This window comes from Halobacterium sp. DL1, from assembly GCA_000230955.3.
Taxonomy (GTDB): domain Archaea; phylum Halobacteriota; class Halobacteria; order Halobacteriales; family Halobacteriaceae; genus Halobacterium.
This window is the reverse complement of sequence record CP007060.1, coordinates 1,954,442-1,968,755: the sequence shown is the minus strand read 5'-3', so window position 1 is coordinate 1,968,755 and position 14,314 is coordinate 1,954,442. Positions and strand designations below refer to the sequence as shown.

Here is a 14,314-nt window from a genome sequence, read left to right as displayed (position 1 = left end):
CACGCCTATCAGTGTCCTCCGAGAACCCCCACTCCATGAGCGAGCTGCTCGTTCCGCTCGCGCTCGCGGTGGTCGCGACGGCCGTGGTCTGGGTGGGGAGCGGCTACTTCGAGCAGGCAGCCCAGCGCCTCAGCAGACACTACGGGCTGCCGGTCGCCGCCCACGGCGCCATCGTGGTCGCGGTCGGGTCGAGTTTCCCCGAGATCAGTTCCGTCGTCATCAGCACGGTCGTCCACGGCGAGTTCTCGCTCGGCGTCGGCGCCATCGTGGGGAGCGCCATCTTCAACCTGCTCGTCATCCCCGCGCTGTCGGCGCTCTACAGCGAGGAACTCGAGTCCACCCGGGACATCGTCCACAAGGACGCCCAGTTCTACGTCATCAGCATCCTCGTGCTGTTCATCGTGTTCGCGCTCGGCGCGACGTACGTTCCCGGGGGGACGAACGAGGCCGCCGTCCTGACGCCGACGCTGGTCGTCCTCCCGCTGGCGACCTACGGCATCTACGTCTTCCTCCACCAGCAGGACGCCAGCGAGTACGACGCCCCGGAGGTCGTCGACGTCCGCCCGGCCCGCGAGTGGGCGGTGCTGGCGGTCGCACTCGCGGTCATCGCGGTCGGTGTCGAGGGCCTCGTGCGGTCCGCGCTGGACTTCGGCCGCATCTTCGACACGCCGAGTTTTCTCTGGGGGCTGACCGTACTCGCGGCCGCAACGAGTCTCCCCGACGCGCTGGTCAGTGTCCGCGCCGCCCGGGAGGGCGACAGCGTCACCAGCCTCACGAACGTCCTCGGGAGCAACACGTTCAACCTCCTGGTCGCCATCCCCCTCGGCGTCCTGCTCGCGGGGACCGCGACCATCAACTTCCTCGCGGCCATCCCCACGTTCGGGTTCCTCGCGCTGGCGACGCTGCTGTTCATCGTGTTCACCCGCACCCGCCTCGAACTCACCGACCTGGAAGCCTACGCGCTGCTCGGGGTCTACGTGCTGTTCCTCCTCTGGATGACCCTCGAATCGGTGGGGGTCATCGAGACCGTCCAGGGCATCTGAACGGGACGTCTACCGTCCGCCGCTACAGTTCGTGCTCGATGGCCCAGTGGTGGAGGTGGCCGAACACCGGGAACAGCGACTCGGCCTTCGGCGTCAGCGTGTACTCCACGCGGGGCGGCACCTCGTCGTAGGCCGCCCGCTCTAGCAACTCCAGGACGGTCGACTGGATGCGCTCCCGGGGCCACCCGCTCGGCTACGTGTTGTTGATGAACGGCATCTACACGACGGCGCGCCTCGGCCTCGCCGACCGCGTCACGGGGACGTCGAACTCCTGCTCGGGCGGCCGCCCCGCGGAATCGAGGCGTACGTGACCGACGACGCCGACAAGTTCCGGCGGGACGGTGGGAGCGCATAACCTGAATCCTGCAGTCACTCCTCGTCGGTCTGTTCGCGCACCGTCATCACCGGGACGTCGGCGGTTCTGACCACGCGCTCGGTGACGCTGCCGAGGAGCGCCCGTCCGAGGCCGCGGCGGCCGTGGGTCCCCATCACGATGACGTCGATCGCCTGCTCGTCGGCGTACTGCAGGAGCGTCTCGTAGACGCCGCCCTGCATCACGACACCGAGTGCCTCGACGTCCCGGGCTTCCGCCTGCGCGACGATGTCGTCGACGATGCGCTTGCCCTCCTGTTCGAGGGGGTCGACCACGTCGTCCTCGAAGGTCACGGTGCTGTACTCCGTCGTGTCCGCCACGTAGAGGACGTGGAGCGTAGCGTCGTACTGCGTTGCGAGGTCGATGGCGTTGGCCACCGCCGCCGTCGCCGCGTCGCTGCCGTCCGTGGGGAGTAGAATCGCGTCGTACACGCCCCGGAGTTCGACTGCCCGGGCAATAAATACGGGTAGCCTTTTGATGGCGGCAACTGATTCCCCGAGTATGGCAGACACCTCCGTCGTCGGCATCTGTGGCAGTCTCCGCGACGCCAGCGTCTCCAGGATCGCCCTCCAGCGGGCGCTCGACGCCGCCGCCGACCGCGGCGCCGAGACGGACCTGGTCGACCTCCGGGAACTCGACCTCCCACTGTTCGACCCCGACCAGCGGGACGCGGGAGACGCTCCCGAACTCAAACGGCGGGTGCTGGAGGCCGACGCCGTCGTGCTCGCCACGCCGATGTACCACGGCAGCTACTCCTCGCCGCTGAAGACCGCCCTCGACTACTGCGGCTTCGACGAGTTCGAGGGGAAGACTGTCGGCCTGCTCTGCGTGGCCGGCGGGAGTTTCCCCATCTCCGCGCTCGACCACCTGCGCTCGGTGATGCGCGCGCTCGACGCCTGGGTGCTCCCCTACCAGGCCGCGGTGCCCAACGCCTCCTCCCGCGTCTCGGACGGCGAGTTCACCGACGAGAAACTCGAAGACCGCGTGGCACAGCTCGGCGACCGGGTCGTGCAGTACGCCAACATCGAGCCCGAACCCCACTCCTTCGAGAGCGAGCAGAACGTCGGCGGCGACTGAAGAGCAAGCGTTTTGCCGTCGGCCCGCACCGGCTTCGGGCATGCACGCCATCACGAACTCCGGGTGGGTCGAGGTCATCACGGGGTCGATGTTCTCCGGGAAGACGGAGGAGCTACTGCGACGGTTGCGGCGCGCGGAGATCGCGGGCCAGGAGGTCGCGGCGTTCACGCCCGCCATCGACGACCGCTACGGCGAAGCCACCCTCGGCTCCCACGCCGGGCGGACGTGGGAGGCGACGGTCGTGGAGACGACCGCCGACGGCGTCGAGGCGATTCCAGACGACCTGAACGGCGAGCAGGTCGTCGCCATCGACGAGGCGAACTTCTTTCCCGGCGACCTCGTCGCGGTCTGCCAGGAACTCGCGGCGGACGGCCGGCGCGTCGTCGTCTCGGGCACCGACCAGACGTTCCGCGGGGAGCCCTTCGACCCCATCCCGCAGCTGATGGCCGTCGCGGAGTACGTCGAGAAGTTCCGGGCAATCTGCACGCAGTGCGGGGAGCCCGCGACCAGGAACCAGCGGCTCATCGAGGGCGACCCCGCCCACTACGACGACCCGACCATCATGGTGGGCGCCGAGGAGTCCTACGAGGCGCGCTGCCGGAACTGTCACGTCGTCGAACGCGCCTGAGATGACCACCTGGGTCGAACCCGAGGGCGGCCGCGAGCGCGGGCTGGTGGGGCTCGCCAAGTCGTTCACGCAGGTGCTCGTGAACCCGCGGACGTTCTTCGAGGAGGCCGTTTCGCCGGGCGACCAGGCCCCCGGGCTCGTCTTCGGGATGGCCGTCGTGCTCGTCGAGGAGGCGACCCGGATGGCGGTCAATCCCGGCGCGGCGCTCCAGTTCCCGACGGCGCGGTGGCTCGCGGCGGCGCTCACCGTCGCGCTGGCGGTGCTGCTGGTTGCGCCGGCGGCCATCCACGCGCTCTCCGCGCTCGAGACGCTGGCGCTCGTCGTGCTCGCGTCCGACCGCGGCGGGGTGAGCGAGACGGTCCAGGTGCTGGCGTACGCCGCCGCCCCCTGCGCGTTCGTCGGCGTCTCCGTCCCGGCCGTCACTGTCGTTTGCGCGCTCTGGGCGTTCGGCCTGCTCGTCCTCGGGACGAGCGTCGTCCACGACCTCTCGCTGCCGCGGGCGTTCATCGCCGCCGTCCTCCCCGGCGCGCTCGCGTTCGGCTCCGGGTTCGGCGGGTTCGCCGCGGCCGCCGAACTCGCGGGCCTCGCCGCTCCCGCACTCGCACTTTAGTCGGTGGGCCTCGAACCGGCGGGCGTGCTCAACGTCAACCTCTCCGAGTTCATGATCGAACTGAAAGACGGCGCCATCAAGAACGTCGGGCCGTCGAACAAACGCGCGGACGTGAAACTGTTTGACGTCGACGACGCCCGGGCCCGCGAGTTCGGCGACAAGCGCGTAAAACTCGTCTTCGAGGACGAGTCGGGCAACGAGGTGCAGGTCGCGCTGTTCCCGGAAGACGTCCGCGAGGTCGTCTCGGACGTCGAGTCGCTGGAAGACGACAGCCCAGTGTTCGAGTGACACGCGCGCCGGACTTTCGATAATCGTTTACGGGAGCGACCGCTTTCTCCATGCAAATGGGTTCATGTATTGTCTGCGGCGCCTCCACGGACGGCCGCATCTGTGACACGCACGAAGAAGACGTCGCGTTCGAGTTCCGAGGACGGTCCCCCAACCAGTTGAGTTCTGGCCGCTTCTACCGCGGTAGCGTCGACGGCTTCGCCGAGTTCGGCGTCTTCGTCGACATCGGTGACAGCGTCACCGGACTGCTCCACCGCAGCGAAGTGCCCGGCCGCGTCGAGTCCCTCGGCTGGGACGCCGGCGACGAAGTGTACGTCCAGGTGACGGGCGTCCACGACAACGGCAACGTCGACCTCGGCTGGTCCATCCGGCAGACCGAGCGGGACTTCCGGGGCCACCTCGTCGACGACCCGAGCGCCGACTCGAACGCCGAACTCCCCGAGGACGACGGCGACACCGACGAAGAGACCGCCGACGCAACCGAGTCGGCGGAAACCGACGAGTCGACCAGCGCGACCGGAACGGACGCCGACTCCGAGACCGAGACGGCCGACGGCGGGACGCCGGTCGCCGACGACGGCAACGAGTTCGAGTTCGCGGAGGACGACGACGCCACCGAGAGCGAACCCGCGGAGGACGCGCCGACGCCGGACGCAGCGGAGAGTGCCGACGAACCTACTGCCGATGACACCCCCGACCGCGTCTCCATCGCGGCCCTCGCCGACCACGTCGACGAGCGCGTCAGCGTCGAGGGCGAGATAGAGAGCGCGCGCCAGACGAGCGGCCCGACGGTGTTCGAACTCGCCGACGAGACCGGCAGCGTCGACTGCGCCGCGTTCGTCGAAGCGGGCGTGCGCGCCTACCCCGAGGCCGACGCGGGCGACGTCGTCCGCATCGTCGGTGACGTCGAACGACGCCGCGGCGAACTGCAGGTCGAGACCGAGGAACTCACCATCCTCGACGGCCAGGCGGCCGACGACGTCTCCACCCGGATGGAGGACGCGCTGACCGAGGAGGCGAGCCCCGAAGTCACCGAACTGCTCGCCGACGACCCCGCGGTCGAGGCCATCCACGACGACCTCGTGGACGCCGCGACGGCCATCCGCCGCGCCGTCGTCGACTCCCGTCCGGTCATCGTGCGCCACACCACCACCGTCGAGGGGTACGTCGCCGGCACCGCTCTCGAGCGCGCGCTCCTCCCGATCATCCGCGAGAAGCACGCCCGGGCGGACGCCGAGTACCACTACGTCGACCGCCGACCGCTCGACGACGCGTTCTACACCATCGACGACGCGACGGGCGACGTGACGGACCTGCTCGAGGCCGCCGAGCGCCACGACGAGAAGCACCCGCTGTTCGTGCTCGTCGGCGCCGGCTCCACCAGCGAGTCCACGGACGCCATCGACCTGCTCGACATGTACGACGTCGACACCGTCGCCGTCGACGGCGGCTACACCGACGACGCCGCGGGCGCGGACGTCCTCGTCAGCCCGACCGACGCCGGCGAAGCACCGGTCAACACGGGGGCGCTGGGCGCGCAGCTCGCCGCGTTCGTCAACGACGACGTGCGCGAGGACCTCTACCATCTCCCCGCGGTCGCCTACTGGGAGGAGCCGCCGGCGGCGTACGCCGACCTCGCGGACTCGACGGAGTACAGCCGCGAGACCCTGGAGAACCTCCGGGACGCCATCGCACTGGAGGCGTTCTACCAGTCCTACGAGGACAAGCGCGAACTCATCAGCGACCTGCTGTGGGGCGAGGCCGACGACTCGCTCATCACGCACGTCTCCGCGCAGTTCCGCGAGCGCCTCGACACGGAACTCACGACCGCCGAACCCCACCTCCGGGTGCGCGGCGAGAACGGCGTCACCTTCGAGGTGCTCGACGTCGACGACTACACCCACCAGTACGACTTCCCGCCGGTCGACCTGCTGCTCGACGCCCTCCACCGTCGAAACGACCGCGCGGACGTGCTCGTCGGCGTCAGCGGCGACGAACTCCGCGTCCGCAGCGACGACTCGGTTGACGTGCGTGCTGTCGGCGACCGAATCTCGGACGAACTCCCCGAGGCCGGCGTCCTCACCCGCGGCGCCCGCGACGGCCGCATCGAGTTCCTCTCCGGCGAGCAGGACGCCGTCGTCGACAGCGTCGTCTCCGCCATCGCCGACCAGCTCGCGTAGGCAGCACGGCAACGACACGCTTTTTCGCTCTCGACTGCTTCCTTCGCGCAATGAGTAGCGACGCCGACGGCGCGTTCACGGCGGCCTGCGAGGCGCTCGTCGAGCGCATCCTCGAGGGTGACGTGGGCAGAGACGACGTCGAGAGCGCGAAACTGGAGGCCTGCTCGGAGCACTCCGCGGCGAAGGTGCCCAAGCACTCCGAGCTGCTGGACTTCGCGCCCGACGGCCGCCGCGAGGAACTGGAGGAGGTCCTCCAGCGCAAGCCCGTCCGGACGGCGTCGGGCGTAACGCCCGTCGCCATCATGACGAGTCCGCACATGTGCCCGCACGGGAAGTGCCTCTACTGCCCGGGCGGGCCCGCTTCGGAGTTCTCGTCCAGCCAGTCGTACACGGGCCACGAGCCGGCGGCCGCCCGCGGCGTGCAGAACGACTACGACCCGTATGGCCAAGTGACGTTGCGGCTCCACCAGCTCCGCGAAATCGGCCACCCCGTGGACAAGGTCGAACTCATCTTGATGGGCGGGACGATGACCGCGCGGAGCCACGACTATCAGGAGTGGTTCGTGAAGCGCGCGCTCGAGGCGATGAACGACTACGACCTCGACGCCGACCCGCAGCCAGCCGAGGGCGAGTCGTTCGCGCAGGACCCCGAGAAGTACGAGTTCAGCTACCTCGAGGACGTCATCGCCGAGAACGAACACGGCGACATCCGGAACATCGGCACGACGTTCGAGACGAAGCCCGATTGGTGTGACCCCGAGCAGGTCGACCGGATGCTGGACCTCGGCGGCACGAAGGTCGAGGTTGGGGTGCAGACGACCTACGAGCGAATCAACCGCGAGATGCACCGCGGGCACGGCGTGCAGGCCTCGATTGACGCCAACCGGCGCCTCCGCGACGCGGCGTTCAAGGTCGGGTTCCACATGATGCCCGGTCAGCCCGGGATGACGAAGGAGATGTGCCTCGAGGACTTCCGGCGGATCTTCGAGGACGAGAAGTGGAAGCCGGACTACCTCAAGATCTACCCAACGCTGGTCGTCCGCGATACCGTCACGTACGACATGTGGCGCAACGAGGAGTTCCAGCCGCTGCGGAACGAGGAGGCCGCCGACCTGGTCGCGGAGATCAAGGATATGATCCCCCGGTACACGCGCCTCCAGCGCGTCCAGCGGGACATTCCCGCCGACCACATCGACGCGGGCGTCTGGAAGTCGAACCTCCGGCAGCTCGCCCGTCAGCGGATGGACGAACACGGCTACACCTGCGAGTGCATCCGCTGCCGCGAGGCCGGGATGAACGACGAGGACCCCCAGAACGTCGAACTCGACGTGCTGACCTACGACGCCGCGGGCGGCACGGAACACTTCCTCAGCTTCGAGGACTTCGACCGCGACCTGCTCGTCGGCTTCGCGCGCCTCCGCTTCCCGAACGAGCCGGTGCGCCAGGAACTGGACAACGCCGCACTGCTTCGCGAACTCCACGTCTACGGCGGCGAGGTGGGGGTCGGTGACGACACCGCCGACGGCCAGCACCAGCACCAGGGCTACGGCCGCCGCTTGATGGAGCGCGCCGAGGAGATGGCCGCCGACGCCGGCTTCGAGAAGCTCTCGGTCATCTCGGGAATCGGCGCCCGGCAGTACTACAAGGAGAAACTCGGCTACCGCCAGGACGGGCCGTACGTCAGCAAACGGCTCCGATAGGGCGAGCAGGCGGCGGGACTAGGCCGGCGCGTGGTGCCGCCGTTCCGGATTCGCACGCACCGGCCGACTGTCAGGTCACACGCCGGGGTGGTCCCGGCCTGCTATTTGAACCTACGCAGCGGGTAGTGACTGGCATCCGCGAACAAGTTGTCCGGAGGTCCCGAGCGAAGCGGTTCACTCCGTGACCGGAGGGAGCGGAGGCCGACGATTGAGGGGAGTGAGCGGAGCGAACGAACCGAAGGTGGAGTGGTTTTCCCGCACGTTTTTGCAGGGGAGGGGGCCACTGGCGCCCTCCCGCTGGAAAAGTCCGTCTCTAGATGCCGAACGTCGCGCGCAGCATGTCCCGCGTGCCGGGACCGAGGCCGACCGCGAGGACGGCGACGAGCATGAGCGTGAAGTACCGCGGGGCCTCCTCTCTGAGTTCCTCGTCGAACAGCGAGAGCACGAGGAGGACGGCGAGGACCTTCACGACGATGAACGGCCACGTGTCACCGGTGTAGTGGATGACCGACTCGGGGAGGACACTGTGCGTGAAGTCGACGATGTACTGGTTGAGCGGGTGTTTGGAGCCGAGGTCACCTCTCGGGTACCCGAGTTCGGCGCCCCAGTCGAGGCCGAGGACGTTCGCGACACCGTCGACGGCGTGCCCCCAGAGGATCAGGGCACCGACGTTCTCGGTACCGCTGTACACGGTCGGGAGCGACCGACGGACGACCCACCAGACGGGGGCCGTGATGACCGTGGCGAGCCCCAGCGTGAGTACGGTGAACACGGGGATGAACGAGACATAGTCGCGGGTCGCCGCGAGGTAGCCGAGCCCGAGGATGTTCGCCACGAGCAGGACGGTCCCTGCAGCCGCCAGCGGCCGGTAGTAGTCCTCTGCGATGTCTGTTCGGCGTGCGAGGTAGACGGCGGCGACGAGCACCACGAGCGTAATGGCGAACATCACGAAGTAGATGACGGGACTGATGATGAGCGCGTTCAGCGGGTAGTCGAGGAACGGTTCGGTGTTCCCGAACAGTTCGGCGGCGTTGTTGGCGTCCTCGACGACGCGGAGCGCGCCACCGAACAGGACGAACGGGAACAGCGCGTAGAGGAACTTCGTCTTCTCGGCGACCCGCATGTGGTCGAGCAGGAAGGAGACACCGATCAGCGACGCGAGCAGCGTGACCGCGTAGCCGGCCTCGGAGATCAGCGTGTAGCCTGGGTAGGCGACCGGCTCGGTCGCGGCCGCACACGCCGCGGTGCTGGACAGCAACTCGACGTTACCGCCGTTCCAGACGGCACATTGCGCGCCCTGCGCGTCGGCGTACACTGGCCCCCAGAAGTAGTGCCAGATGAAGCCGCCGTAGACGGTATCCCGGAGCAGGAGAGAGCCGACGACGAGGGCGACCAGGGCCAGGCCGACGACCGCGGTCCACGTCCGTTCGCGGTCGGTTTCGGGGAAGCTCATGTTGCGAGACGCGGGCGGTGAGGGTTTTATGGTTGCGGTCTCGGACCGCCGGGCGGCCGCTCAGAGGGGGAGTTCCTTGGATTCGTACTCGGTGCCGAGGACGACCATCGTCTGGGAGCGCGCGAACCCGTCCATGTTGGCGATGCGTTCGAACATGAGTTCGCGCAGCGAGTCCGTGTTCTCCGCGACGACGCGGAGGATGATGTCCCACTCGCCGGTGGTCAGGTTCACCTCCTGGACGCCGTCGATCTCGGCGAGCCGGTCGAGGGTCTCGTCCTCGCGGCCCTGCTCGACGCGCAGCCCCACGATGGCGGAGGTGCCGAAGCCGGCGGCCTTCGGGTCCACGTCGGCGTGGTAGCCGCGGATGATGCCCGCCTCTTCCATGCGGTTTACGCGGTCGTGGACGGTCGCGCTGGACATCTCTATCTCGCGGGCAATCTCGCTGAACGGCTTGCGCGCGTTCGCCTGGAGCGCGCGGAGAATGGCGCGGTCCGTGTCGTCGAGTTCCATACCTGTAGACGTGGGGCGAACCCTCAATACGGTTACCCTTCCGGCCGTATCTCCTGGGCGGCAGCGAGCACCGCATCGTGGGCCTCGCCGTTCGACGCCACGAGGCCGGCGCAGCCCGGCACCCACCGGTCGCCGTGCACGTCCGTGACCACGCCGCCGGCCTGTCGGACCATGTGGACGCCCGCGACGCTGTCCCAGGCGTTCACGTCGACGTTCGTCACGGCGGCCTCGAGCTGGCCGCTGGCGACCATCGAGAGGACGGCCTGCGCGCAGCCGTACCGCCGCATGTCCCCGAAACGCTCGACGATGGCGCGACAGGCGTTTGCGTACTCGTCGCGGTGGTCGAAGTCCCACCAGATGGTCGGCGCGACGACGAACGTCTCCGGGTCCGTCTTCTCGCTGACGGTGACGGATTCACCGTTCAGCGTGACGCCCTCGTCGTCGGCGACGTAGACGTCGCCGAGCGCGGGCATGACGTTCGCCGCGGCGAGACACTCGCCGTCCTCGACGGCCGCGACGGACGTCGCCCAGACCTGGGTGTCCCTGACGAAGTTGTTCGTCCCGTCGATGGGGTCGATGACCCACGCCGCGCCCGACTCGGGGACGGTCTTGAGTTCGTCGTCCTCCTCGCCGACGATTGCGTCCTCGACGTGCGTCTCGCGGATGACCTCGATGACGCGGCGCTGGGCGCTGCGGTCGGCCTGGGTCACGACGTCCGTCTTGCCCGACTTCGTCTCCACGTCGATGTCGGTGCGGAACGCCGCGAGCGCCACCTCGCTGCCCTCGCGGGCGGCGCGCTCCGCGACGTTCGCGTACTCCTCGCTCATACCGGCAGGTCGGTCCTGTCGCTCAAAGAGCCGTCGGTTGGCGTGCTGTCACTACCCGTACCCCTCGCAGTGGACGTAGCGCTGGGGGACGCCGAGGCGACGCACGGCGGTTTCGAGGCTGTACACCATCGCGTTGATGCCGCAGGCGTACACCTCGACGGCCTCGGGGTCGATGCGCGCGTCGACGGTGGTCGTTGGGCGCTCGGCGAGCATTCCGGCCATGTGTCTGCCGAACGCGGCGTCAGCGAGCGCGCGCTCGTCGACGTACTTCAGCAACGCGTCCTGGATGTACTCCGTCTCGCCGTCCCAGTCGGTGAGCCAGGGCTCCCGGGAGAGGCAGGGAACGTAGTGGAAGTTCTCGTGTTCCATGGCCAGGTCGGAGAAGGCGTCGTGGTACGGCAGGTCGTCCTCCCAGGCTGCGCCGAGGAACAGCCAGACGTCGCGGGGTTCGCCCCGGTGTTCGTCGCGGCCCGCCTCGAAGACGTAGTCGATCATGCTCTTCATCGGCGCGACGCCGGTGCCGGTCGCGAGGAACACGAGGTCGCGCTCGGAGACGTCCTCGAGGAGGAGGTGGCCGTGGGGGCCGCGGACGGTAATCTCGTCACCGACCGATAGTTCCTCACAGAGCCGCGTCGAGAGGCGCCCGTCGGGGACGCGACGGATGCAGAGTTCGGTGTCCTCTCGGGTCGGCGAACTCGCGATGGAGTACGCCCTGGTCCGGTTCCCGTACCGGATGGAGAGGTACTGGCCAGCCGCGAACTCGAACGGTTCGTCGGTCTCGAAGACGATGCGAACGAGCGCCGGGTGCGCGCGCTCGAAGCGGTCGCGCAGCGCGCCGATTCGCGGTGCGAGCCGCCGGTCGGCCCGCGTAGCCGCTTCGAAGACGCCGTCCCAGTCGAGGGGACCCTGGTCGGCGACGGCGTCCGCGAACCCGTACTCGGACCCCAACTCGCGGAGTCTAGACCGTATCTCGTCCTTCCGGGGGCGGTCCAGCGCCTCCACCTCGGTGACGGTGGCGGACTTCGATATCAGCGGCAGCGACTGCGCGTGTCCGTGCTGGGACGCGTGTTCACGGATAGTCACGGCCCAGTGGAGTGGCTCGAGCTATCTCAATGTTCGGTATCGAGTGGTGAACAGGGCCGGAGACACCGGCGGCGCGACGTCGGCTCGGTCGCTGATTGACCGACTCAACGACGACACACCGTGGAACCGCACGCGTTATGTATCCCACCTGTGACCCAGCAGTATGTCTGTTGCCGGTCTGTCGACGCCAGCGGTCGTCGTCTTCGGACTCATCGGTGTCGCGCTGGTTCTCTTCGTCTCCGAACTCATCCCCAACGACGTCACCGCGATGGGCGTCATCGTGGCGCTGGCCTCGATGCAACCGGTGTTCGGTATCGACGTCGGAATCACTCCGCGGGACGCTATCTCGGGGTTCGCCAACCCCGCGACGGTGACGATCGTCGGAATGTACATGCTGAGCGCGGGCATCCAGCAGACCGGTCTCGTGCAGCGACTGGGCGTCTACCTCGCGGACCTGACGAACGGCAGCGAGACGCGCGCCCTCGCTGCCACCATCGGGACGACGGGCCCCATCGCCGGGTTCATCAACAACACACCGGTCGTGGCCGTGTTCATCCCGATGATATCGGACCTGGCCGAGCAGAGCAAGCTATCGCCCTCGAAACTCCTCTTGCCGCTGTCCTACGCGGCGATACTCGGCGGAACGCTCACGCTCATCGGCACGTCGACGAACCTCCTCGCGAGCGACTTCGCCCGGGTGCTCGTCGACGGACGGACCGGCATCGGGATGTTCGAGTTCACGCCACTCGGCGTGGTCGTCCTCGTGATCGGACTCGCGTACCTGATGACCGTCGGGCGGCGACTCACGCCCGGCCGGATTCCGGTCGACGCCGACCTCGTCGAGGAGTTCGACCTCGAGGACCACCTTGCTCAGGTCGAGGTCAGGGCCGACTCCCCGGTCGTCGGAACTACCGTCGACGAGTTCGAGAACGGTGACACTGCGGGCGTGGTGGTGCTCCAGTTGCACCGCAACGGCGAGGTGTACCCGGCGCCGTACTCGGACATCCCGATCGAGGCCGGCGACGTGCTCGTCGTCAACGGGACGCTACAGGCGGTCAACCAGTTCCAGGGGGCCAACGACCTCCGGCAGCTCACCCGCGAGGAGGTGACGGAGGCGACATTCGACGACGCACCGACCGACTTCGAACTCACGAAGGCCATCGTCGGCGAGGGCTCGAAGTACGTCGGCGAGACGGTAGCGGAGACCAGGATCGAGGAGTTCCAGCGGGCGACCATGCTCGCCATCCGCAGCGGCGGCGACCTCCTGCGAACGGACCTCGAAGACGTGACGCTGGAGGCGGGTGACCTGCTGTTGACCCGGATGCCCCAGGAGTCCATCGAGTACTTCAACGACAACGGCGACCTCTACGTCGCCGACGAGCGCGCCTACGACCGACTCCTCGAGGCGGACCCCGCCGAGGTCGCGCCGCTCTCCCCGAAGACGCCGTTCGCCGTCGCCATCATGGCCGCCGTCGTCGCCGTCGCGGCCCTGGACGTGGCACCAATCGTCATCGCGGCGTTCGGCGGCGTGTTCGCGATGGTCGTCACGGGCTGTCTCAGGCCGGCAGACGCCTACGACGCGGTGTCCTGGAACGTCATCTTCCTGCTCGCGGGCGTGATTCCGCTCGGTCTAGCGATGGAGGCGACCGGTGGCGCCGCGGTCATCGCGGAGGGACTCGTCGCGGCCGACGCAGTGCTACCGCTGCTCGGCGTCCTCCTCCTCACCTCCGTGTTGACCGGGCTCCTCGCGAACGTCATCACGCCGGTGGCGACCATCGTCCTGATGATTCCGGTCGCCGTCGACGCGGCCGTCCAGCTCGGCGCCAACCAGTTCGCGTTCCTGCTGGTCGTGATGTTCGCCTCGGCGACGTCGTTCATGACGCCCATCGGCTACCAGACGAACCTGATGGTGTACGGGCCGGGTGGCTACCGGTTCGGCGACTTCCTGAAGGTCGGTGCGCCCCTCCAGTTGCTGCTCGCTGTCGTCACGACGGTCGGTGTCGCAGTGATGTGGGGACTGTAGACCAGAACTCACAGGAAAGCGTTTTTGCGAGGGAAGTCCGCCTCGCGGACTTCCCGCATCCCGCGGCACACGTGGCGTGTGCCGGCGATGCGAGGGAAGGGATTCGAACCCTCGAACTCCTACGAGAACGGATCTTGAGTCCGTCGCCGTTGGCCGAGCTTGGCTACCCTCGCACGCGTTCGTAGGTCGGACAGAAGCGCGTTTAGGCGTTGCGAATCGGCGAAAGAACGAATACGGAGCGCGTGGTACGTTTACACATGGCACGAAGCGAACGACTCCGTCGGGGGGTGCCAGTCCGGGTCGCGCGCCAGGACCCACAGAAGGCGAAGCTAGCGGTGTACGGCTACGACCACCACGAGCATTACGGCGACGCGGGCGTCGTGACGGACGTCCGGGAGACCGACGCCGGCACGTGGTACGTCGTCCGGTTCGACGAGTACGGGTGGGACGCGCTGCCCTACCGGTCCGACGAACTGGAACCGGTCTAAGTGCGCGACGACAGACGTATCAGTTCCCCCT

Annotated in this window: 16 protein-coding genes and 1 tRNA gene; 10 read left to right on the top strand and 7 right to left on the bottom strand. The window is 68.2% G+C overall.

Translation table 11 applies throughout. The features are described from left to right. Window positions 1–35 precede the first annotated feature (35 nt). The gene (locus HALDL1_12035; protein ID AHG04241.1) at window positions 36–1,043 is read left to right on the top strand and encodes a sodium:calcium antiporter; all 1,008 of its coding nucleotides are present in this window, start codon (window positions 36–38) and stop codon (window positions 1,041–1,043) included. Between the two features lie 22 nt (window positions 1,044–1,065). Here the strand turns inward: HALDL1_12035 and HALDL1_12030 are convergent, their stop codons facing one another. Continuing rightward, window positions 1,066–1,164, bottom strand: a complete 99-nt coding sequence (locus HALDL1_12030) for a hypothetical protein (protein ID AHG05325.1) — start codon at window positions 1,162–1,164, stop codon at window positions 1,066–1,068. A 46-nt stretch (window positions 1,165–1,210) separates the two neighbouring features. On the opposite strand from HALDL1_12030, the gene HALDL1_12025 reads away from it, so the two are divergent. Continuing rightward, complete coding sequence (locus tag HALDL1_12025; GenBank protein ID AHG05324.1) at window positions 1,211–1,354, top strand: hypothetical protein; 144 nt, start codon at window positions 1,211–1,213, stop codon at window positions 1,352–1,354. Between the two features lie 58 nt (window positions 1,355–1,412). Here the strand turns inward: HALDL1_12025 and HALDL1_12020 are convergent, their stop codons facing one another. Beyond that, window positions 1,413–1,847 (bottom strand): universal stress protein UspA, encoded by a 435-nt coding sequence (locus tag HALDL1_12020; protein AHG04240.1) that lies wholly within the window; start codon window positions 1,845–1,847, stop codon window positions 1,413–1,415. Between the two features lie 70 nt (window positions 1,848–1,917). Here HALDL1_12020 and HALDL1_12015 point away from each other — a divergent pair, with 70 nt between their 5' ends. The 6 genes from HALDL1_12015 to HALDL1_11990 are packed head-to-tail and all read left to right on the top strand — an operon-like array spanning window position 1,918 to window position 7,899. Beyond that, window positions 1,918–2,493 (top strand): FMN reductase, encoded by a 576-nt coding sequence (locus HALDL1_12015; protein AHG04239.1) that lies wholly within the window; start codon window positions 1,918–1,920, stop codon window positions 2,491–2,493. Between the two features lie 40 nt (window positions 2,494–2,533). Continuing rightward, window positions 2,534–3,121 (top strand): thymidine kinase, encoded by a 588-nt coding sequence (locus HALDL1_12010; GenBank protein AHG04238.1) that lies wholly within the window; start codon window positions 2,534–2,536, stop codon window positions 3,119–3,121. A 1-nt stretch (window position 3,122) separates the two neighbouring features. Then, the gene (locus tag HALDL1_12005) at window positions 3,123–3,731 is read left to right on the top strand and encodes a hypothetical protein (protein ID AHG04237.1); all 609 of its coding nucleotides are present in this window, start codon (window positions 3,123–3,125) and stop codon (window positions 3,729–3,731) included. 24 nt (window positions 3,732–3,755) lie between these two features. Next, a complete protein-coding gene (locus tag HALDL1_12000; protein ID AHG04236.1) occupies window positions 3,756–4,019 on the top strand; it encodes a hypothetical protein in 264 nt (87 codons plus the stop codon). Between the two features lie 56 nt (window positions 4,020–4,075). Beyond that, the gene (locus HALDL1_11995; protein AHG04235.1) at window positions 4,076–6,199 is read left to right on the top strand and encodes a RecJ domain-containing protein; all 2,124 of its coding nucleotides are present in this window, start codon (window positions 4,076–4,078) and stop codon (window positions 6,197–6,199) included. Window positions 6,200–6,249: 50 nt separating this feature from the next. Continuing rightward, window positions 6,250–7,899 carry a hypothetical protein gene (locus tag HALDL1_11990; protein ID AHG04234.1) on the top strand — a complete coding sequence of 550 codons (1,650 nt, stop codon included), beginning with the start codon at window positions 6,250–6,252 and terminating at the stop codon, window positions 7,897–7,899. A 313-nt stretch (window positions 7,900–8,212) separates the two neighbouring features. Here HALDL1_11990 and HALDL1_11985 read toward each other — a convergent pair whose 3' ends face one another. From HALDL1_11985 to HALDL1_11970, 4 genes are read right to left on the bottom strand one after another with little or no spacing between them, the layout of a single operon-like run. Next, window positions 8,213–9,352, bottom strand: a complete 1,140-nt coding sequence (locus HALDL1_11985; protein ID AHG04233.1) for a hypothetical protein — start codon at window positions 9,350–9,352, stop codon at window positions 8,213–8,215. 60 nt (window positions 9,353–9,412) lie between these two features. Beyond that, the gene (locus tag HALDL1_11980) at window positions 9,413–9,862 is read right to left on the bottom strand and encodes an AsnC family transcriptional regulator (GenBank protein AHG04232.1); all 450 of its coding nucleotides are present in this window, start codon (window positions 9,860–9,862) and stop codon (window positions 9,413–9,415) included. A 32-nt stretch (window positions 9,863–9,894) separates the two neighbouring features. Beyond that, the gene (locus tag HALDL1_11975; protein AHG04231.1) at window positions 9,895–10,689 is read right to left on the bottom strand and encodes an inositol-1(or 4)-monophosphatase / fructose-1,6-bisphosphatase; all 795 of its coding nucleotides are present in this window, start codon (window positions 10,687–10,689) and stop codon (window positions 9,895–9,897) included. A gap of 51 nt (window positions 10,690–10,740) precedes the next feature. Continuing rightward, window positions 10,741–11,772, bottom strand: coding sequence for an oxidoreductase (locus tag HALDL1_11970; GenBank protein AHG04230.1), 1,032 nt, complete (start codon window positions 11,770–11,772; stop codon window positions 10,741–10,743). Window positions 11,773–11,935: 163 nt separating this feature from the next. Between HALDL1_11970 and HALDL1_11965 the strand changes: the two genes are divergently transcribed. After that, window positions 11,936–13,795 (top strand): potassium transporter TrkA, encoded by a 1,860-nt coding sequence (locus HALDL1_11965; GenBank protein AHG04229.1) that lies wholly within the window; start codon window positions 11,936–11,938, stop codon window positions 13,793–13,795. 88 nt (window positions 13,796–13,883) lie between these two features. Here HALDL1_11965 and HALDL1_11960 read toward each other — a convergent pair. Continuing rightward, window positions 13,884–13,968: transfer RNA gene (locus HALDL1_11960), tRNA-Leu, on the bottom strand. Window positions 13,969–14,082: 114 nt separating this feature from the next. Here HALDL1_11960 and HALDL1_11955 point away from each other — a divergent pair. Continuing rightward, window positions 14,083–14,283 carry a hypothetical protein gene (locus tag HALDL1_11955; GenBank protein AHG05323.1) on the top strand — a complete coding sequence of 67 codons (201 nt, stop codon included), beginning with the start codon at window positions 14,083–14,085 and terminating at the stop codon, window positions 14,281–14,283. Window positions 14,284–14,314: the final 31 nt, after the last annotated feature.

What these genes read in the sequence shown, in the direction of transcription:
- HALDL1_12035 (AHG04241.1), top strand. Translation starts at nt 36, where the DNA reads ATGAGCGAGCTGCTCGTTCCGCTCGCGCTCGCGGTGGTCGCGACGGCC.
- HALDL1_12025 (AHG05324.1), top strand. Translation starts at nt 1,211, where the DNA reads ATGCGCTCCCGGGGCCACCCGCTCGGCTACGTGTTGTTGATGAACGGC.
- HALDL1_12015 (AHG04239.1), top strand. Translation starts at nt 1,918, where the DNA reads ATGGCAGACACCTCCGTCGTCGGCATCTGTGGCAGTCTCCGCGACGCC.
- HALDL1_12010 (AHG04238.1), top strand. Translation starts at nt 2,534, where the DNA reads ATGCACGCCATCACGAACTCCGGGTGGGTCGAGGTCATCACGGGGTCG.
- HALDL1_12005 (AHG04237.1), top strand. Translation starts at nt 3,123, where the DNA reads ATGACCACCTGGGTCGAACCCGAGGGCGGCCGCGAGCGCGGGCTGGTG.
- HALDL1_11995 (AHG04235.1), top strand. Translation starts at nt 4,076, where the DNA reads ATGGGTTCATGTATTGTCTGCGGCGCCTCCACGGACGGCCGCATCTGT.
- HALDL1_11990 (AHG04234.1), top strand. Translation starts at nt 6,250, where the DNA reads ATGAGTAGCGACGCCGACGGCGCGTTCACGGCGGCCTGCGAGGCGCTC.
- HALDL1_11985 (AHG04233.1), bottom strand. Translation starts at nt 9,352, where the DNA reads ATGAGCTTCCCCGAAACCGACCGCGAACGGACGTGGACCGCGGTCGTC.
- HALDL1_11980 (AHG04232.1), bottom strand. Translation starts at nt 9,862, where the DNA reads ATGGAACTCGACGACACGGACCGCGCCATTCTCCGCGCGCTCCAGGCG.
- HALDL1_11975 (AHG04231.1), bottom strand. Translation starts at nt 10,689, where the DNA reads ATGAGCGAGGAGTACGCGAACGTCGCGGAGCGCGCCGCCCGCGAGGGC.
- HALDL1_11965 (AHG04229.1), top strand. Translation starts at nt 11,936, where the DNA reads ATGTCTGTTGCCGGTCTGTCGACGCCAGCGGTCGTCGTCTTCGGACTC.